Origin of the sequence: Variovorax sp. CF079 (assembly GCF_900101545.1) — a bacterium.
Taxonomy (GTDB): Bacteria; Pseudomonadota; Gammaproteobacteria; order Burkholderiales; family Burkholderiaceae_C; genus Variovorax.
Genome location: NZ_FMZU01000002.1, coordinates 139,660 through 157,260, shown reverse-complemented (window position 1 = coordinate 157,260; position 17,601 = coordinate 139,660). Strand labels below are relative to the sequence as shown.

16 protein-coding genes are annotated in these 17,601 nt (G+C 69.9%); 4 read left to right on the top strand and 12 right to left on the bottom strand.

Going from position 1 to position 17,601, the window contains the following annotated elements; translation table 11 throughout:
- Positions 1-40: 40 nt before the first annotated feature.
- Positions 41-931, bottom strand: a complete 891-nt coding sequence (locus BLS74_RS03140) for a LysR family transcriptional regulator (RefSeq protein WP_170855484.1) — start codon at positions 929-931, stop codon at positions 41-43.
- Between the two features lie 173 nt (positions 932-1,104).
- Between BLS74_RS03140 and BLS74_RS03135 the strand changes: the two genes are divergently transcribed.
- A complete protein-coding gene (locus tag BLS74_RS03135) occupies positions 1,105-2,454 on the top strand; it encodes a M20 metallopeptidase family protein (protein ID WP_093102892.1) in 1,350 nt (449 codons plus the stop codon).
- A gap of 4 nt (positions 2,455-2,458) precedes the next feature.
- Here the strand turns inward: BLS74_RS03135 and BLS74_RS03130 are convergent, their stop codons facing one another.
- On the bottom strand, positions 2,459-3,328 hold the full coding sequence (locus tag BLS74_RS03130; RefSeq protein ID WP_093102890.1) for a class I SAM-dependent methyltransferase: 870 nt from the start codon (positions 3,326-3,328) through the stop codon (positions 2,459-2,461).
- A gap of 110 nt (positions 3,329-3,438) precedes the next feature.
- Between BLS74_RS03130 and BLS74_RS03125 the strand changes: the two genes are divergently transcribed.
- Positions 3,439-4,131, top strand: a complete 693-nt coding sequence (locus BLS74_RS03125) for a winged helix-turn-helix transcriptional regulator (protein ID WP_212733613.1) — start codon at positions 3,439-3,441, stop codon at positions 4,129-4,131.
- Here the strand turns inward: BLS74_RS03125 and BLS74_RS03120 are convergent.
- From BLS74_RS03120 to BLS74_RS03100, 5 genes are read right to left on the bottom strand one after another with little or no spacing between them, the layout of a single operon-like run.
- Complete coding sequence (locus BLS74_RS03120; protein WP_093102889.1) at positions 4,128-5,612, bottom strand: efflux transporter outer membrane subunit; 1,485 nt, start codon at positions 5,610-5,612, stop codon at positions 4,128-4,130. The genes BLS74_RS03125 and BLS74_RS03120 overlap by 4 nt on opposite strands.
- A 13-nt stretch (positions 5,613-5,625) precedes the next feature.
- Positions 5,626-6,756 (bottom strand): ABC transporter permease, encoded by a 1,131-nt coding sequence (locus BLS74_RS03115; protein WP_093102887.1) that lies wholly within the window; start codon positions 6,754-6,756, stop codon positions 5,626-5,628.
- Between the two features lie 10 nt (positions 6,757-6,766).
- The gene (locus tag BLS74_RS03110; protein WP_093102886.1) at positions 6,767-7,888 is read right to left on the bottom strand and encodes an ABC transporter permease; all 1,122 of its coding nucleotides are present in this window, start codon (positions 7,886-7,888) and stop codon (positions 6,767-6,769) included.
- Positions 7,885-9,645, bottom strand: a complete 1,761-nt coding sequence (locus tag BLS74_RS03105; RefSeq protein ID WP_093102884.1) for an ATP-binding cassette domain-containing protein — start codon at positions 9,643-9,645, stop codon at positions 7,885-7,887. Before BLS74_RS03105 ends, BLS74_RS03110 begins: the two co-directional genes overlap by 4 nt.
- The gene (locus BLS74_RS03100; protein WP_093102883.1) at positions 9,645-10,673 is read right to left on the bottom strand and encodes an HlyD family secretion protein; all 1,029 of its coding nucleotides are present in this window, start codon (positions 10,671-10,673) and stop codon (positions 9,645-9,647) included. The genes BLS74_RS03105 and BLS74_RS03100 overlap by 1 nt, the downstream gene beginning before the upstream one ends.
- Positions 10,674-10,781: 108 nt before the next feature.
- Between BLS74_RS03100 and BLS74_RS03095 the strand changes: the two genes are divergently transcribed.
- Positions 10,782-11,483: a TetR/AcrR family transcriptional regulator gene (locus BLS74_RS03095; protein ID WP_093102881.1), complete on the top strand. Its 702-nt coding sequence runs from the start codon at positions 10,782-10,784 to the stop codon at positions 11,481-11,483.
- 9 nt (positions 11,484-11,492) lie between these two features.
- Here the strand turns inward: BLS74_RS03095 and BLS74_RS03090 are convergent, their stop codons facing one another.
- The 5 genes from BLS74_RS03090 to BLS74_RS03070 form a co-directional block, all read right to left on the bottom strand.
- Positions 11,493-12,707 carry a CaiB/BaiF CoA transferase family protein gene (locus BLS74_RS03090; RefSeq protein ID WP_244503734.1) on the bottom strand — a complete coding sequence of 405 codons (1,215 nt, stop codon included), beginning with the start codon at positions 12,705-12,707 and terminating at the stop codon, positions 11,493-11,495.
- Positions 12,708-12,723: 16 nt separating this feature from the next.
- Positions 12,724-13,707 (bottom strand): Bug family tripartite tricarboxylate transporter substrate binding protein, encoded by a 984-nt coding sequence (locus tag BLS74_RS03085; protein WP_093102878.1) that lies wholly within the window; start codon positions 13,705-13,707, stop codon positions 12,724-12,726.
- Between the two features lie 41 nt (positions 13,708-13,748).
- Complete coding sequence (locus tag BLS74_RS03080) at positions 13,749-14,627, bottom strand: amidohydrolase family protein (RefSeq protein ID WP_244503733.1); 879 nt, start codon at positions 14,625-14,627, stop codon at positions 13,749-13,751.
- Positions 14,624-15,568: a tripartite tricarboxylate transporter substrate binding protein gene (locus tag BLS74_RS03075; protein WP_093103248.1), complete on the bottom strand. Its 945-nt coding sequence runs from the start codon at positions 15,566-15,568 to the stop codon at positions 14,624-14,626. The genes BLS74_RS03080 and BLS74_RS03075 overlap by 4 nt, the downstream gene beginning before the upstream one ends.
- A 112-nt stretch (positions 15,569-15,680) precedes the next feature.
- The gene (locus BLS74_RS03070; RefSeq protein WP_093102877.1) at positions 15,681-16,553 is read right to left on the bottom strand and encodes an HpcH/HpaI aldolase/citrate lyase family protein; all 873 of its coding nucleotides are present in this window, start codon (positions 16,551-16,553) and stop codon (positions 15,681-15,683) included.
- A gap of 99 nt (positions 16,554-16,652) precedes the next feature.
- Here BLS74_RS03070 and BLS74_RS03065 point away from each other — a divergent pair, with 99 nt between their 5' ends.
- The gene (locus BLS74_RS03065) at positions 16,653-17,555 is read left to right on the top strand and encodes a LysR family transcriptional regulator (RefSeq protein WP_093102875.1); all 903 of its coding nucleotides are present in this window, start codon (positions 16,653-16,655) and stop codon (positions 17,553-17,555) included.
- Positions 17,556-17,601 lie beyond the last annotated feature (46 nt).

Below are 17,601 nucleotides of genomic sequence, written 5' to 3'. Positions count from 1 at the left end.
CGAAGGTCGGATCCAGGCCGGATCTCGTTCGTCGAACGCGTCAGCCCGGCGCGCGCCGCCGACGCGCCGGGCCGGCCGCGGCCTCGCGCAGGCACTCGACGAAGGCCCGCGCCGCCGGCGTCAGCCGCGACCAGGCCTGCAGGCGCACCGACACCTGCACGCGCGGCAGCGGCTCCGCCAGGCGCAGGCGCACCAGGCCGCGGGAGGCGACGGGGTCCTCCGCCAGCGACGCGGCGACCAGGGTCAGCGCGTCGGCGTTGCGCACCAGCGAAAGGCCGAACTGGATCGACTGGCACACCACGGTGTTGCGCGGGGCCGCGAGCCCGGCCTGCTGCAGGGCTTGCACGCCGTAGGCCGGAACCGCCCACAGCGCTTCGGCCAAACGGCGCAGGGTGCGCACCCGCGCCAGCGGATGGCCGGCGCGCGCGATGGCCGCCAGCGGGGCCTGCAGCAGCACCTCGCGCTCCAGGCCGTCCTTTTCCGCCGTCCCCTCCAGCTCGCTCAGCACCGCCAGGTCGTGGCCCGATCCCGGGCCGGTCGCCTCGGGACTGGTGATCTCCACCAGCTCCAGCGCGACGCCGGGGCAGCGCCGGCGGAAGGCCAGCAGCGCATCGGGCAGCAGCCGTGCCGCCGCCAGCGAGCTGAACGCGGCGCGCAGGTGACCGCCGCCGTCGCGCAGCTGCGCAATCTCGTCCTCGGTGCGCCGGACCTCGTCGAACAGCACCGCGGCGCGCCGCAGCAGGGCCTGGCCGATCTCGGTCGGCACGACGCCCCGGGCACTGCGCACGAACAGCGCAACGCCGACCGTGCGCTCCAGCTCGCGGATCGCGTAGGTCATGGCCGGCTGCGTCAGCGCAGCATCGCGCGCCGCGGCACGGATGCCGCCGGCCTCGGCCACGCGGCGGAAGATCTCCAGGTGTCGCAGGTTCATCGGAGAAGGCATCGGTTGGTTGGAATGATGGTGAACAAGAATTTTGATCGCTTGCAAGAATCCCGTGTCTTTTCTTTTATCCCGGCATGCACTACCGTCGCGCGGACCCGGCGGCCCCATGACCTTGGGCGGCCATTCCCCTCCTCCTTTTCGAACCATTCCAGAGAACCTGCATGAAGCGTCTGCATTCCCTCGCCACCCTGGCCGCGGCCAGCCTGTTGAGCCTGAACGCCCTGGCCCAAAGCGGCACCGCCGCGGCCCCTGACGCGCTGCAGCAGCGCGGACTGTCCCTGGCCGACGCCACCGAGGCGCAGGTGATCGCGTGGCGGCGCCACATCCACCAGAACCCCGAGCTGTCGTTCCAGGAGAAACGCACCGCTGCCTACGTGGCCGAGGCGCTGGCCCGGATGCCGGGCATCGAGGTGCAGACCGGCATCGCCAAGACCGGCATCAAGGCCGTGCTGCGCGGCGGCAAGCCCGGACCGGTGGTGGCCCTGCGCGCCGACATGGACGCGCTGCCGGTGGAGGAACGCAACGACCTGCCCTTCAAGTCCACCGCCAAGGGCGACTGGCTGGGCAAGGAAGTGCCGGTCTCGCATGCCTGCGGCCACGACACCCACGTCGCGATGTTGCTGGGCGCGGCGCAGGCGCTGTGGAGCATGCGTGCCGAACTGCCAGGCACGGTGGTCTTCCTGTTCCAGCCGGCCGAGGAGCAGGGCCCCGGCCCGGTGCTCAGCGGCGCGCCCGCGATGGTGCAGGCCGGCGTTCTGGACAACCCGAAGGTGGATGTGGTGATGGGCCAGCACATCAACGCCGGCGGCCCGCTGGGCATCGGCTACCGGCGCGGCAGCCTGATGGCGAGCGGCGACGTGTTCAAGATCTCGCTCAAGGGGCAAGGCGGCCACGGCTCCTCGCCCTGGACCGCGAAGGAGCCGACGGTGGCGGCGGCCGAGATCGTGCTGGCACTGCAGAACATCGTGAGCCATCGCATCGACCCGCTGGACGGCCCTACCGTGGTCACCGTGGGCATGCTGCAGAGCGGCAACCGCGTGAACATCCTGCCCGACACCGCGGAAGTGGCCGGCACGGTGCGTTCGCTGTCGGCCAAGAACCAGAAGGTGGCGCACGAGAACATCCGCCTGAAGGCGCAGAAGATCGCCGAGCAGCACGGCCTGACGGCCAAGGTGGAGATCGACACCGGCTACGAGGTGCTGGTGAGCGACCCGGGCGCCACCCAGGTGGTGGCGAACGCGCTGGAGGCGGCGGCCGGCCCCGGCGCGCAGGCGCGCGAGATCGGGCCGCGCATGGGCTCGGAGGACTTCGGCTCCTTCGGCAAGAACCGGCCGGTGGTGTTCTGGAACCTGAATGCCTCGCCCTTCGGCGACAGGCCGGGCGCGCCCAACCATTCGTCCGAGTTCGTGATCGACGAGAAGGCCTTGCGCCTAGGCGTGCGCGCCCTGGTGGGCAGCACGCTGGCCTACATGACGACCCGGCCGAACGGGGAGCTGACGGCCTCGCGCTGAGCAGCTAGACCGTTCCTACGCCCACCAGCATCTCGCACGGCCCGACGAAGCCATCGCCGGTTTCGAAGGCGCGCAAGGCTTCCTCGATGGCTTGCCAGGCCTGCGCGCGCTCGGTCTCGCTCAGGCCCACCATCATCTGGTGCAAGGCACCGAAGGACTCGCGCTCGAAGCGCACGCATTCCGCCGCACTCGGCAGCTTGACCGGCGATGGCACCTTGCGCACCTCGATGTCGCGCAAGCCGGCCTTGGCGAAGGCGGCTTCGAGCACGCCCTCGGCACCGAGCGAGAACGGGCCCGGCTGGCCAGGCAGCGGCGGTGGCAGCTTGGCGCGCTCGCGGATGATCTTCACGGGAATGGAGAAGAAGGCATTGCGCTCGGGTGTCGAGTAGACGATGGCCGCCACGCGCCCGCCCGGCCGCAACGCGCGGCACATGCCCGCGAGCGCGCGCTGCTGGTCGGGAAAGTAGATCAGGCCGACGCGGCTGATCGCGGCGTCGAAGGAGCCGGCGGGCAGCACGTCGAGCGCCTCGCCGTCGAGCTCGCGCGTTTCGACGTTGGAGAGCCCGGCTTCCTTGGCGTCGGCCGCCGCGCGTTCAAGCAAGGCGGGCGCAATGTCGGTGGCCAGCACATGGCCGCTCTCGCCCACGCGCCGTGCTGCCGAGATCGACTGTTCGCCTGCGCCCGCGGCGATGTCGAGCACGCGGGATCCCGGGCCGATGCGGGCCAGGTCGAACATGGTCTCGGTCGCCTCGCCGAGCCAGTCGCCGAGGAAGGGGCCCCAGCGGTGCCAGGCCTCGGCGGCGGCCTGCCACTGCGCGCGTGTCGTGGTCTTGAAGGCGGCGGCATCGAATGCCGGCTGCAGAACGGTGTTCATGGTGCGTCTCCAGGGGAAAGAAGGTGCACGAAGCATCGCTGCGCCTGGCCCTGCGCGCCAGTCCAGAATTAGAACTGGCCTTGCCGGGGCGAGAGGAATAGATTCGCTCCATGATCGACTACGGCCAGTTCTGCACCGTCGCGCGCGGCGCCGAAGTGCTCTGCGAGCGCTGGACGCCCTTGGTCGTGCGCGAGCTGATGTGCGGCAGCACCCGCTTCAACGACATCCGGCGCGGCGTGCCGCGCATGTCGGGCTCGCTGCTCGCGCAGCGGCTGCGCAAGCTCGAGGAGGTCGGCGTCGTCAAGCGCGTGCAGGGCACCGGCGTGTCGGCGGAGTACCACCTCACCGGTGCCGGCGAGGAGTTGCGGCCGATCGTGATGGCGCTCGGCCACTGGGGCGCACGCTGGATCGGCAGCCGCCTGAAGCGCGGCCAGCTCGATGCCGGCTTTCTGATGTGGGACATCCGCCGCTTCGTGCGGCCCGACGAATGCCCGCGCGGGCGCTGCATCGTCGTCCACTTCCGCTTCACCGATGCGCCCGAGGGCGAGCGCCGCTGGTGGCTGGTGGTGGACAAGGGCAGCGCCGACCTGTGCCGCGACGATCCCGGTGAGGACGCCACGCTGATCGTCGAATCGACGGTGCTGGCACTGACCGAAGTCTGGACCGGTGACCGGGACGCCGACGACCTGATCCGCGAACGCCGGTTGCGCGTCACGGGCACCGCGCGCGATGCGCGCGACCTGTGGCACTGGCTGGGCCGCAGCGCTTTCGCCGAGACGCGCGAGGCCGCCCGGAGGGCCTAGTGCGCCGCCCCGCCGAGGGCCTTGGTCAGCATCACGAGGTCCAGCGCCAGCCGCCCGCTGCTGGCGACCTCGTCGCGCTGCGCCTGCAGCAGCGTGCGCTGGGCATCGAGCTGGACCAGGAAATCGGTCAAGCCGTTGTCGTAGCGCACGCGCGCCAATTCCCAGGCGTCGCGGCTGTGGCGCTCCTTCTCCACCAATTGCAGATGGCGCTGCCGGTCTGCCGTGTAGGCGCTCAAGGCATCGTCGATCTCGTGCCAGGCCTTCAGCACCGTCTGCTGCCAGGCCACCGCGGCCTCCTGCTGCTGCAGCTCGCGCAGGGTCACGGTGCTGCGACGCCGGCCGCCGTCGAAGATCGGCAGCTGCAAGCTCGGGCCGATCGCCCACTGCCGGCTGCCCCATTCGCCGAAGCTGCGGCTTCCCACCGATTCGAAGCCGAAGTTCGCGCCCAGCGTGATGCGCGGGTACAGGTCGGCGACGGCGACGCCGATGCTGGCGGTGGCCGCATGCAGTTGCGCCTGCGCGCGCTGGATGTCGGGCCGGCGCAGCGCTGCTTCCGAGGGCAGGCCGGGCGAGAGGTCGGGCAATGCGCTCGCCCGCGCATCGGCGCGCTCGGTCAACTGCGCTTGGAGCGCGCCGGGCCGTTCGCCGACCAGCAGCGTGATCTGGTTGATGGCCTGTGCCTCCTGCGCCAGCAATTGCGGCAGCCGCGCGCGCAGATCGGCCGTTTGCGCGCGCTGGCGCGTCACGTCGAGGTCGGTCGTGAGGCCGCCGTCGGCGCGCGCCTTGACCAGCTCGAGCGTCTCCTCGGCCGCGGCGATCTCGGCGCGCGCGATGCGCAGCTGGCGCTGCGCGGTGCGCAGCTCGAAGTAGTTGCGCGCCAGCTCGGACTGCACGCTCAGTTGCACCTGCGCCAGCATCGCCTGTGAGGCCGCGAGGTTGGCATCGGCGGCCTCGATCGAGCGCCGCACGCGGCCCCAGAGATCGAGCTCCCAGGCGGCATCGAAGCCGGCCTGGTAGAGGTTGTGCGGTTCGCTCAGCACGCCGATCAGCTCCTCGCGGTTCGAAGGATTGAGCGCGTCGATCAGGCGCGTGCCCGAACCGAACTCGCTCTGCCGCTGGCGCGTCGCCGCCGCGCTGGCGTTGAGCTGCGGCCCGCGCTGGGCCTCCGCCGCTTGCCTTTGCGTTCGGCTTTGCGCGAAGCGCAGCGCTGCCGTCTGCAGATCGTGGTTGGCGGCGAGCGCCTTGGCCTGCAGCGCGTCGAGCACCGGGTCGGCGAAAACGGACCAGCCGATCGGCATGCTCGCCGTGCTTCGAAGCTGCGGGTCGGCCAGTTCCGGCGAACCGCCATGCCAGGCCGAGAAGTCGGCGGGCGCCTCGGGCATCGGGGCCTTGAAATCGGGCCCGACGGCGCAGCCGGCGAGCATCAGCGCCGCGAGCACCGTCAGCAGACGGGAAAAGCGAAGGTGTTGCGAGTTCTTCATGTCGCGTTCCGTTTCAGACAAGACGGTTGCGGAAAAGCCAGGCGGCGAGCGGCAGCGTGATGACCGCGATGACGAGCAGCGGAATGAGGTTGTGCCAGACGGTCAAGAGGCCCACGCCCTCGAGGTAGACGCGCTGCACCAGGTCGATGGCGAAACGCAGCGGATTCGCCAGCGTCGCGATCTGCAGCACCTCCGGCATGTTGCGCACCGGCGTGACCAGGCCCGACAGCAGCATCAGCGGCATGATCAGCACGAAGGTGTAGAGCATGGCCTGCTGCATGCTGGCCGACACCGCCGAGATCGACAGCCCGATGCCCACGCTTGCAATGGTGAAGCAGGCGAGGCCGGTGTAGAGCGTGACGAAGGAGCCGGCCATCGGCACCTTGAACCACAGGAGCGTGACCAAGAGCACGATGGTGGACTGCACGAGCCCGATCAGCACCGGCGGCACCGCCTTGCCGACCATGATCTCCATCGGCGACAGCGGCGTGACCAGCAGTTGGTCGAAGGTGCCCTGCTCGCGTTCGCGCGCCACCGACAGGGCCGTCAGCAGCAGCGTCTGCAGCATGCTGAGCGCGGCGATCATGCCGGGCATCAGGTTCCAGCGCGTCTCGAGGTTCGGGTTGTACCAGGCGCGCGAGGCGATGGTCACCGGCGCCTTCGCGCCGCCGTGCTGCAGCCGCCACTCGTCGTTGAAGTCCGCGACCACGGAAGCGATGTAGCCGCCGGCAGAGCCCGCCGTGTTGGAGTTGCGGGCATCGATGACGAGCTGGATCGGCGCGCTCTCGCCCGCGCGCAACTGCTCTTCGAACTGCGGGCCGATCTGGAGCACCAGCAGCGCCTGCTGCGCATCGATCACGCGCGCGATGTCGGCCTGGCTGGCGAGCGTCGCGGCGCGGCGGAAGACGCCGGTGCCGTCGAGCTTCGCGACCAGCGCCGTCGAGGCGCCGCTCCTGCTCTGGTCGAGCAGCGCGTAGTCGACGTTGCTCAGGTCGTAGGTGGCCGCATAGCCGAACAGCAGGCTCTGCATGAGCGCAGGCACGACCAGGATGGCGCGGCTGGACGGGTCCTTCAGGATCGCCAGGAACTCCTTGTGGCAGAGGTTGGCGATACGGAGCAGTAGCGCGATGAACGAACCGTGCATGGCGAAGCCTTCAGTCGAGTTTCTTGCGCGTGACGAAGCGCGCCAGGCCGAGCAGCAGCACGGCATAGACAACCAGGATCGCGCAGTTGCGCAGCACCAGCGGCCAGACGTCGCCGGCGAGGAAGAGCGTGCGGATCAGCTCCATGAAGTAGGTGGCCGGCAGCGCCTGGCCCACGATGCGCACCGCCGTCGGCACGTTGCGCAGGTCGAACAGAAAGCCCGAGAGCATCAGCGAGGGCAGGAAGCTCGCGAGCAGCGCGACCTGGCTCGCGAGGAACTGGTTGCGCGTGACCGAGGAGATGACCAGCCCGATGCCGACCGCGACCAGCATGTAGAGCATGGCGGCGAGGATCAGCAGCGCGAGCGAGCCGACCATCGGCACCTCGAACAGGAAGCGCGCGGCGACCAGGCACAGCGCGAGCCCGACCATGCCGATACCGAAGTAGGGAATGATCTTCGCCAGCAGGATCTCGACCGGCCGCACCGGCGTGACGAACAACGCCTCCAGCGTGCCGCGCTCCCACTCACGCGCCATCACCAGCGCAGTGAGGAAGGCGCCGACCAGCGTCATGATCAGCACGATCAGGCCCGGCACCAGGTACCAGGTGCTGGTGTTGGCGCTGTTGAACCACATGCGCTGCTCGATGCTGACCGCGCCGATGCTGGTGCCGGGTTGTCCGCGGTCGGCTTGCCGCTGTGCGTTGCCCCCGAGCGCGGCCGTGGCGTAGCGCAGCACGATGCTGGCGCGGCCCGCATCGGCGCCGTGCACGATGACCTGGATGCGCGCATCGCCGGCCGCGAGACGGCGCGAGAAGTCGCCGGGCACGCGCACGATGCCGTCGACCCGGCGCTCGCGCATCAGCAGCTCGGCCTCGCGCATCGAGCTCAGCATGACGGGCGCGATGTAGGGCGTGAGCTGCAGGCCGGCCACCGCATCGGCGGCCGTGGGCGAGCTGTCCTCCATCACCACCGCGAGCGGCGCGTTCTTGACGTCGAGCGAGAGGCCGAAGCCGAAGATCAGGATCAGGATGATCGGCAGCAGGATGCCGATGGCGATGCTGCTCGGATCGCGCACGAGCTGCCGCGTTTCCTTGCGCGTGAGTGCGATGAGTCGGCGCCAGAAACCGCTCATGCCCTTGCCTCGCGTGACTGCGTGACGATGCCGATGAAAGCCTCTTCCATGTCCGGCGCGCTGCCCGCCTGCACCCGCACCTCTTGCGGCGTGCCGATGGCCAGCAGCTTGCCGGCGTCCTGGATCACGATGCGGTCGCAGTACTCGGCCTCCTCCATGAAGTGGGTGGTGATGATGACCGTCACGCCGGCTTCTGACAGCGCGGTGATGCGGCGCCAGAACTCACGCCGCGCCAGCGGATCGGTGCCGCTGGTGGGTTCGTCGAGAAACAGGATCTCGGGCTCGTGCAAGAGGCCCGTGGCCATGGCCAGGCGCTGCTTGAAGCCGCCGGGCAGCAGGCCGCTGGTGGCCTTCTCCTGGCCCAGCAGGTCGAACTGCTGCAGCACCGTCTGCATGCGATCCCGCAGGCGCTGCCCGCGCAAGCCGTAGGCGCCGCCGAAGAACTCGAGGTTCTCGACGACGGTGAGGTTGCCGTAGAGCGCGAACTTCTGAGAGACGTAGCCGATCCGGCTGCGGGCCTGTGCACGCGCATGGCGCAGATTGACGCCCGCCACCTGCAGGAAGCCGCTGGTCGCGGGCAGCAGGCCGCAGAGCATGCGGAAGGTGGTGGTCTTGCCGGCGCCGTTGGGGCCGAGCAGGCCGAAGATCTCGCCGCGCCGCACATCGAAACTGGTGCTCGCGACAGCCGTGAAGTCGCCGAACTTGCGCACCAGCTCCTTCACTTCGATCACGACCTCGTCGGGCTCGCCCGCAACGGCAACGGTCGCGATCTGCGGTTGCGCTGCGGCAGCGCCCTTTTCCTTCTCCTTCTTCTGCTTCGCGCGCAGCAGCACCATGAAGCCGTCTTCCAGGCGCGCCGGCACCGGCTCGACGGGCGCGCCGTCGAACAGCGCGGCCAGCGCCTGCTCGTCGGCATCGGGCCGGCGGATGAAGCGCACCTCGCCGCCTTGCGGCACGGCATCGACGATCGACGCCGGCGCATCCAAGAGCTTCGCCTGCAGCGTGCGCGCCGGCACACTCTCGGGCGGCCTGGCGATGAAGCACAGATCGCGCGCGTTGTCGCGGATCTGCTCCGGTGCGCCCTGCGCGATCAGCCGGCCTTCGTGCATCACGAAGACCTGGGCGCAGCGTTCGGCCTCGTCGAGGTAGGCGGTGCTCACGATCACGGAAAGCCGCTCGTCGTCGACCAGCTGCCGCACGATCTCCCAGAGCTCGCGCCGCGACAGCGGATCGACGCCGACCGTGGGCTCGTCGAGCAGCAGCAGTTCGGGCGAGCGCACCAGCGTGCAGGCCAGGCCCAGCTTCTGCTTCATGCCGCCCGAGAGCTTGCCGGCCGGGCGCGCGGTGAAATGGCCCAGGTCGGTCATCTCCATCAGCCGCGCATAGCGCTCGCGCCGCACATTCTTCGGCACGCCGTGCAGATCGGCATAGAGGTCGAGGTTCTCCTGCACGCTCAGGTCTTCGTAGAGCCCGAAGCGCTGCGGCATGTAGCTGATGCGGTCCTGCACGGCCTGCGGATCGGCCGCAACGTCGATGCCCAGCACGTGCAGCGTTCCGCGGTCGGCGCGCAGCAGTCCGGCCGCGAGGCGCAGCAGCGTGGTCTTGCCCGCGCCGTCGGGGCCGACCAGCGCGCAAAGCGTGCCGGCGGGAACCTGCAGCGACACGTCGCCGAGGGCCTGCACCAGCAGCTTGGAGCCCTTGACTTCGAAGCCCTTGTGCAGCCCCTGCCCGGCGAGCGCCGGCGCCGCGGCGTTCATCAGCGCGCGCCTCCGGCCGCCGCGAGCTTGGCGCCGTCGAGCGACAGCCGGACCGTGACCGGCATGCCCAGCCGGAGCCGGTCTTCCTTGTCGTCGGCCAGCACGCGGATCTCGTAGACCAGGCTGCTGCGCAGCTCCTCGGTCTGCACGGTCTTTGGCGTGAACTCGGCCACCGAGGAGATGTAGCCCACCTTGCCGGCGAGCGGCTGGCTGGGGTGGCTGTCGGTCGTGAGCGTGGCCGCCATGCCGGGCTTGATGCGTCCGAGATCGACCTCCGTCACGTAGGCGCGAACCCACTTGGGATCGGTGATCGCGAGCGTGAACACCGGGCGCTGCGGCGAGGCCATGTCGCCCGGCTCCATCAGGCGCGCGCGCACCACGGCATCGATGGGCGCCTTGAGCTCGGCCTGCGCGAGCTGGTGGTTGAGCAGTGCGAGTTCGGCACGCGCCACTTCGAGCTGGGCCTGGGCCTGCGCGATGTCTTCCTTGCGCGGCCCGGTCACGACCAGCTGCTGCGCCTTGCGCGCATTCTCGAGCTGCGCCTGCGCCACCTTCTGCCGGGCCTGCGCGCTGTCGAGGTCCTGCTGGCTCACCGCGCGGCCGGCCGTGGTCTGGCGGATGCCCTGCAGCCGGTCGAGCTGCTGGCGCGCGAGCTCGGCATCGGCCTGGGCGGCCGACACGCCGGCGCGGGCCTGCGCCACTTCCTCGGGGCGGCTGCCGGTCTTCAGGCGCTGCAGCGCCTGCTGCTGCACGCCGATCTGCGCCTGCGCCTGGGCCGCGCGCAACTCGAGCGTGCGCGTGTCCAGCATGCCCAGCACCTGGCCAGCTTTCACATGGTCGCCCTCCTGCACCTCGAGCCTGCCGATGCGCTCGCTGCCGTTGAAGGCCAGCGAGACCTGGCGCACGTCGACGTTGCCGTAGAGCACCAGGCTGTCGCTGTCGGCGGGCTTGCGGTTGAAGTACCAGGCGGCCGAAGCGACGGCCGCCAGCAGGACGATGGCGCCAACGATGAGGGGCTTCTTGTTCATGGGTCTGCTCTTGCTTTCTCGCCGGTGCGTCGTCGATGAAGTAGACTGGATGATATCGAATTTGAATTCCAATTCAAACTAATCCCGGCCTTTCCATAGGCCTGTCATATGCCATCCACTGCGAAAAAGAAAGCTTCCATCGCGCCCGCCAGGCGCGCCCCGCGCCCCGACGGTGCCGCTACCCGATCGCATCTGCTCGAGACCGCGGGCCAGGTGTTCGCCGAGCGCGGCTATGCCGATGCCACCAGCAAGGAGATCTGCGAGCGCGCCGGCACGCCGATGGCCTCGGTCAACTACCACTTCGGCAGTCGCGAGGCCTTGTATGAAGAGGTGCTGGTCGAGGCGCACCGCCAGATCGTGAGCGTGGACGAGCTGATCGAGATGACGCGCTCGCTCGGCGATCCGCGGCAGAAGCTGCGCGCGCTGCTCGCGCACATGCTGGCGCCCTCCTCGCGCGAGGCCGCGCCCTGGGGCTTTCGCGTCGTGCTGCGCGAGATCATGTCGCCGGGGCCGTTGGCGCCGGCGCTGGTCGACAAGGCGGTGCGGCCCAAGGCCAAGCTGCTGCTGGGCCTGATCTCGGAAATCCTGGAACTGCCGCCGGACCATCCCGCGGTGCAGCGCGCCCTTGTGTTCTCGGTGCTGCCCTGCATCGTGATGCTGGTCGCGCCGAAGGAGATACCGAGCAAGGTCCTGCCCGCGATCGCCAAAGACAGCGAGGGGCTGCTCGAAGACCTGATGCGCTACATGTTCGCCGGGCTGGATGCGCTCGCGGGCGCGCACCGCAAGCCCGCGCGCGCTTCGCGCGCCTAGGCGCCCGGCTCAAGCCATCCGCGCCGGCAGCACGTCGAGCGAACGCAACCGCGCGATCTCTTCCTCGCTGTAGCCGTGCGCCGCCAGGATGTCAGCCGCATGCTGGCCGAAGCTTGGCGATGCGAAGGGTGCGGGCCCGGGCGTGCTGCCGAACTTGACCGGCTTGTCGAAGCCGCGATAGCCGCCCACCTCCGGATGCGTGTAGTGCGCCACCATCTGCTCGGCCAGCACCTGCTCGTTCACGAACATGTCCTCGACCGCACGCGCCGCCGCGCAGGGCACGGCTTCGCCGAAGATGCCTTCCCATTCGAGCGCGCTGTGCTGCTGCAGCGCGGTGCGCAGGCGCGGCACGATCTCGCCCGCGTGCTGCGCGCGCTTGCGCACCGTGTCGTAGCGCGGATCGGCAGCCAGCGCCTGCAGGCCGGTGCGCTCGCACAGGGCCGACCAGAAATGCGGCGTGTTGGCGGACAGGTAGAGGTAACCCTCGCGCGTCGGATGCAGTCCGGTGACGCCGCCGGAGCGCATGTCGCGCCCGACCTCCCTGCCCTCGCAGTCGGCCCACACGAGGCGCGCCGACTGCATGGCCAGCGCGCTGCGCAGCAGCGAGACGCCGACATACTGCCCGAGGCCGCTGCGGGCGCGCTCCACCAGCGCGGCGCTGACGCCCATGGCCAGCATCGAGGCCGCGTAGTAGTCGACCACCGAGCCGTAGACGATCTCCGGCGGGCCGCCCGCCTTGCCCTGCATGGCGCAGATGCCGGTCATGCTCTGCAGCACCTGGTCGTAGCCGGCCTTGTCCTTGAGCGGCCCCACTTCGCCGTAGCCCGTGACCGCGCAATAGACCAACGCCGGATAGCGTTCGCGCAGCTGCTCGTAGGCGATGCCGAGCCGCTGTGGCACCGCAGGCCTGAAGTTGTGCACCAGCACGTCGGCCTCGCCGAGCAGGCGATGCAGCACCTCCAGCCCTTCGGGCTTCTTGAGGTCCAGCGCCAGCCCCCGCTTGTTGCGGTTGACGCCGATGAAGGCACGGCTCTCGGCCTCGAGCGTGGACGGGTACTTGCGCAGGTTGTCGCCGGCAGGCGGCTCGATCTTGACCACGGCCGCCCCCATGTCGGCCAGCAGCGTGCAGCCGTAGGGCCCCGCGATGTAGGCGCTGAGGTCGAGCACGCGGATGCCCGACAGTGGGCCGCGGACTGCGTCTTCTTCGATGTTCGTCATCGTCATGGGAGCGCCTTCCGGTTCATTGGGGAGCGATGCGCGCATTCTTCGCGGCCTGGCCCCACTTGCCGATCTCGCCCGCGATAAAGCGGCCGAAATGCTCGCGCGTGTCGGCTGCCGGCGTGAAGGACAGCGCCTTCAGGCGCTCCTGCATCTCGGGCATCGCCATCGCGCGGCCGACTGCCTGGTTGAGCTTGTCCAGGACGGCGGGCGGCGTGCCCGCGGGCGCGGCCAGCCCGATCCAGCCCACGGCCTCGAAGCCCTTGAGCCCTTGCTCGGCCAGGGTCGGCGCCTCGGGCAGCAAGGGCGTGCGCTCTGCCGAGCCGACGCCGATCACCTTGAGCTTGCCCGCGCGCACCTGCGGCAGCACCGCCGGCAACGCATCGAACATGAACTGCACCTGGCCGCCGATCAGTTGCGGCTGCGCCTCCGCCGCGCCCTTGAACGGCACGTGCACCGCCGGAACGCCGGCCTGGTGCAGGAACATCTCGGTCGTCAGGTGCGAGGTCGAGCCGTTGCCCGCGGAGGCGTAGTTCATCGCGCCCGATTTCGCTTTCGCGATGAACTGCTGCAGGTTGTCGAAAGGCGCGTCGCGGCTGGCCACCATGGTCTGGATCACGAGGCCCACGTTGGTCACCGGCGCTAAGTCGCGCACCGGGTCGTAGGGCAACCTGGCATAGATGGCCGGCGCCACCGCAAAGCCGGCGCTGGTGGCCATCACCAGCGTGTAGCCGTCCGGCGCAGCCTTGGCGACGAAGTCGGTGCCGATGGTGGTGCCGGCGCCGGCCTTGTTCTCCACCACGAAAGGCTGGCCGAGCGAACGCGCGAGCTGGTCGGCCACCAGCCGCGCCAGGATGTCGGTGGCCTGGCCGGCCGCGATTGGCACGATCAGCCTCACCGGGCGATTCGGATAGTCGGCTTGCGCCTGGGCGCGTGGCGCGAGCGCCGGCAGGGAGATCAGGAGCGGCAGCGAAAAGAAGCAGAACGCTCGGCGCGAGGAGAGCATGGGAAGTCGCTTTCGAAAAAAGAACGGAGGCGGCCAGGGCTTCAGGCGAAGCCGTAGAGGCGCGCCGGGTTGTCGACCAGGATGGCCCTGCGCGTCGCGGCATCGGGGACCCACTCGGCGAGCAGGTCCAGGAGCCGCGCATCGTCGGGCTTATGTTCTTCCTCGGTGGGATGCGGCCAGTCGCTCCCCCACACCAACCGGTCGGGCGCGATGGCGGCCAGCGCACGGGCGTCGTCCACCGTGTCCGCATAGTCCGGCGCGCCGGTGCGCGTGTTGAGGTAGGCGCCGCTGAGCTTGACCCAGGCGCGACCTTCGCGAAGCAGTTCCTGCACGACGGCCAGGGCCGCATCCCGCGCTTCGCCGCCCACCGGCAGGCGCGCCATGTGGTCGAAGACGACCGGGCACGGCAGCTGCCGCAGCACGGCCGCATGTTCGACGATCTGCGCCGCGTGGAAATGCAGTTGCAGATGCCAGCCAAACGGCGCGATGCGTTCGGCCAGCGGCAACAGCATGTCGAAGCGGGTCGGCGCGCCGGTGGCGGCATGCAGCGTGAGCCGCAGCCCGCGGATCCCGCCCGCATCGAGCCGTTGCAGGTGGTCCTCGCTCACCTCGGGCGTCAGCACCGCGATGCCGCGCGTGTGCGCGGGCCCAAGCTGCGCGATCGCATAGAGCGTAGCGCTGTTGTCGGTGCCGTAAGCGCGCGGCTGAACCACCACTGCGCGGCGCGTGCCGAGCCGCTGCTGGATCAGCCGATAGTCGGCGGCCGTGGCATGCGCCGGCGTCGCGACCAGCTTCGCGCCGGGCGCTTCCGCAAAGCGCGCATCGAAGACATGGATGTGCGCATCGCAGGCTTCAGCCGGCGCCGGTTGGCGCGGGAGCGCACTGCCGGCGGAGTTGGGGAAAGCGTTCGTCGCCATCATTCGGTCGAGATGCCCGCGTCCTTGGCGACCTTCTGCCAGTACGGGATCTCGCGCTGGATCTGCGCGGTGAACTGCGCCGCGGTCAATCCCGCGGGCTCGGCGCCTTCGCGCTGGAGGAAGGACTTCATCTCCGGCCCTTCGACGATCTTGTTGATCTCGGCATTGAGGCGCTGCACCACCGCCGGCGGCGTGCCCGCGGGCGCGAGCAGGCCCCACCAGATGCTGAAGCTGTAGCCGGGCACAGCCTGCGCCATCGGCGCCAGCTCCGGCGCGATGGCGGAAGGCTTCGCGCTGGTGATGCCGATCGCGCGCGCCTTGCCCGAACGCAGCGCCGCCTGCAGCGATGGGCCGCTCGCGATCAGCACGTCGACGTTGCCGCCCATCAGATCGGTGGTGGCCGGCGCCATGCCGCGGTAAGGAATGTGCGTGATGAAGATGCCGGCACTCCCCTTCAGCAGCTCGGTCGCGAACTGGTTGGTGCTGCCGGGGCCGGACGACGCGTAGTTGAGCTTGCCCGGCCGCTGCTTGGCCAGCGCTACCAGCTCGGCCGGCGTCCTTGCCGGCAGGTCGGCGCGCACCGCAACCACGAAAGGTCCCTGCGCCATCATGGCCACCGGCGCGAAGCTCTTCACCGGATCGAAAGGCAAGCGCGGCTGCACCGCGGCATTGGTCACGAAGCTCGAGGACACCGCCGCCAGCGTGTAGCCGTCGGCCGCTGCCTTGGCGACGATGCCGGTGCCCAGCGTGCCGCTGGCACCGGGCTTGTTGTCGATCACCACCGGCTGGCCCAGCGCCTCGGAAAGACGGCGGCCCACGGCCCGCGCGAACACGTCGTTGGAGCCGCCCGCCGGATAAGGCACGACGATCGTGATCGGCCGCGAAGGCCAGGGCTCCTGTGCTGTCGCACTGCCGCAGAAGACGGCGGCGCCGAGCATCGACATCAGGGCGGCTGCCGCGCGACGGCGCCCGGCGAGAGAGGGAATGAAGTGGCGAGCGATGGTCATGTTGTCTCCGGTCTGTTTGTGAAGGTCGATCGATGGGTGCCGCCGGCGCTCAGCGCTCCGGCAGCAGGCCGAGCCGCTTCGCGTCGGCCACGATGGCCTCGGCGCTGCGCACGAAAGGCGCGTCCACCATGCGGCCGTCGACCAGGTAGGCGCCCACGCCGCGGGCTTGCGCTTCGCGCGCCGCTTCGGTCACGCACAGTGCGCGCGCAATGTCAGCCTCCGAGGGGCGGAACACCCGGTGCGCCAGCGCCACCTGGCTGGGATGGATGCAGCTCTTGCCCAGGTAGCCGAGGCGGCGCGCCATCTCGGCCTCGGCCAGATAGCCTTCGGCGTCCTTGACGTCGGCGAAGGCCGAGTCGTAGGCGAACACGCCGGCCTCCCCGGCCGCCAGCCGCATCGCGAACATGGCTGCATGCACGTTGGCGATGTCGCGGCGCGCGATGCCGAGCGGCTCGAACAGGTCGCCGAAGCCGAGCTGCAGGCCGGCCACGCGCGCATGCGCCTGCGCCATCGCGGCGGCCTGGCGCAGGCCCCTGGGCGACTCCACGTTCAGCAGCAGGCGCGCCGGGCGCGTGACGCCGTTCGCCCGCTCGGCCGTTTCCAGCGCGGCCACTGCGGCCATGACCTGCTCGATGGATTCGGCCTTGGGAAGATTCAAGAGATGCAGGCCCTCGCACGCCACGGCCGCAACGTCGGCCTCGAAGTGCGGCGTGTCGATCGCGTTGACGCGCACGATCAGCGTCTTGCCCGAAGCCTGCGCCGCGGCCGAGCGCAACAGCGCGCCGACCTGTGTCCGCGCCTCGGCCTTGCGATCCTCCGCAACGGCGTCCTCCAGGTCGAAGGAGAGCGCATCGGCAGGGCCGTCGAGCGCCTTGGGAAAGAGCTCCGGGCGCGAGCCGGGCACAAAAAGCTTGCTGCGCACTTTTTTGTCTCCAGAAGAAATTCCGAAACCGAGTCTGCGCGCAGGCATCCAAAAGAAAAATCGCCTTGTGCTATTTTCAGAATATAGATTTCATTTACTGTGAATACCGACTTCCTCAAGAGCTTCGTCGCGGTCATCGAGCACGGGTCGATGGCCGAAGCCGCGCGCCGGCTCAATCTCACGCCGGCGGCGATCGGCCAGCAGGTGCGCGCGCTGGAGCGCGAGATGGGCACGCCGCTGGTCAAGCGCATGGGCCGCACGGTGGCGCCCACCGAGGCCGGCGACCGCATCGCCCTGCGCGCGCGCGAGCTGCTGGTCCAGGTGGTCGACCTGCGCACGGTGGCCAACGACGCGACGCTGTCGGGCGACCTGAGGCTCGGCGCCGGCACCAACGCGCTGCTCGGCATGGTGCCGGACATCCTGGCCGGCCTGGTGAAGCGCTACCCGAGCGTGAACGTCTACGTGCAGCCCGGCTATTCGGTGGACATGCACCCCGCGGTGCAGCGCGGCGAGCTCGACGCCGCCATCGTGCTGCAGTCGCCGGTCGCCTTGCCCAAGGCCTTGTGCTGGCAGCTGCTGCGCGAGGAGCCGCTGGTGGTGCTGGCGCCCGCGAAATGGGCCGGCGCCGATCCGCACAAGCTGCTGGCGACGCAGCCGCTGATTCGCTATGACCGCACGCAATGGGGCGGCAGGCAGGCCGAGCAGTACCTGCGCAAGGCCGGCATCAAACCGCGCGAACGCTTCGAGCTCAACGCGCTCGGTGCCATCGCGGTGATGGTCGACCGCGGTCTCGGCGTTTCACTGGTGCCCGACTGGATCCGGCCCTGGCCCGAGGGCTTGCGGCTCACGCGAATCCCGCTGCCGCTGCCCTTCGAGCCGCGCCGCATCGGGCTGATCTGGTCGCGTGCGTCGCTTCGGCTGCGGCTGGTCGAGGCCGTGCGCGAGGAAGCGGTGGCTCTCTTCCCTGTCGCGACAGGACGAGCAAGGCGCCCAAGTCGTTGACGTCGATGTGGTCGGCCTCGTCACGCAGAGACCGCCGATCGCCTTG

What these genes read in the sequence shown, in the direction of transcription:
- BLS74_RS03140 (WP_170855484.1), bottom strand. Translation starts at nt 931, where the DNA reads ATGAACCTGCGACACCTGGAGATCTTCCGCCGCGTGGCCGAGGCCGGC.
- BLS74_RS03135 (WP_093102892.1), top strand. Translation starts at nt 1,105, where the DNA reads ATGAAGCGTCTGCATTCCCTCGCCACCCTGGCCGCGGCCAGCCTGTTG.
- BLS74_RS03130 (WP_093102890.1), bottom strand. Translation starts at nt 3,328, where the DNA reads ATGAACACCGTTCTGCAGCCGGCATTCGATGCCGCCGCCTTCAAGACC.
- BLS74_RS03125 (WP_212733613.1), top strand. Translation starts at nt 3,439, where the DNA reads ATGATCGACTACGGCCAGTTCTGCACCGTCGCGCGCGGCGCCGAAGTG.
- BLS74_RS03120 (WP_093102889.1), bottom strand. Translation starts at nt 5,612, where the DNA reads ATGAAGAACTCGCAACACCTTCGCTTTTCCCGTCTGCTGACGGTGCTC.
- BLS74_RS03115 (WP_093102887.1), bottom strand. Translation starts at nt 6,756, where the DNA reads ATGCACGGTTCGTTCATCGCGCTACTGCTCCGTATCGCCAACCTCTGC.
- BLS74_RS03110 (WP_093102886.1), bottom strand. Translation starts at nt 7,888, where the DNA reads ATGAGCGGTTTCTGGCGCCGACTCATCGCACTCACGCGCAAGGAAACG.
- BLS74_RS03105 (WP_093102884.1), bottom strand. Translation starts at nt 9,645, where the DNA reads ATGAACGCCGCGGCGCCGGCGCTCGCCGGGCAGGGGCTGCACAAGGGC.
- BLS74_RS03100 (WP_093102883.1), bottom strand. Translation starts at nt 10,673, where the DNA reads ATGAACAAGAAGCCCCTCATCGTTGGCGCCATCGTCCTGCTGGCGGCC.
- BLS74_RS03095 (WP_093102881.1), top strand. Translation starts at nt 10,782, where the DNA reads ATGCCATCCACTGCGAAAAAGAAAGCTTCCATCGCGCCCGCCAGGCGC.
- BLS74_RS03090 (WP_244503734.1), bottom strand. Translation starts at nt 12,707, where the DNA reads ATGACGATGACGAACATCGAAGAAGACGCAGTCCGCGGCCCACTGTCG.
- BLS74_RS03085 (WP_093102878.1), bottom strand. Translation starts at nt 13,707, where the DNA reads ATGCTCTCCTCGCGCCGAGCGTTCTGCTTCTTTTCGCTGCCGCTCCTG.
- BLS74_RS03080 (WP_244503733.1), bottom strand. Translation starts at nt 14,627, where the DNA reads ATGATGGCGACGAACGCTTTCCCCAACTCCGCCGGCAGTGCGCTCCCG.
- BLS74_RS03075 (WP_093103248.1), bottom strand. Translation starts at nt 15,568, where the DNA reads ATGTCGATGCTCGGCGCCGCCGTCTTCTGCGGCAGTGCGACAGCACAG.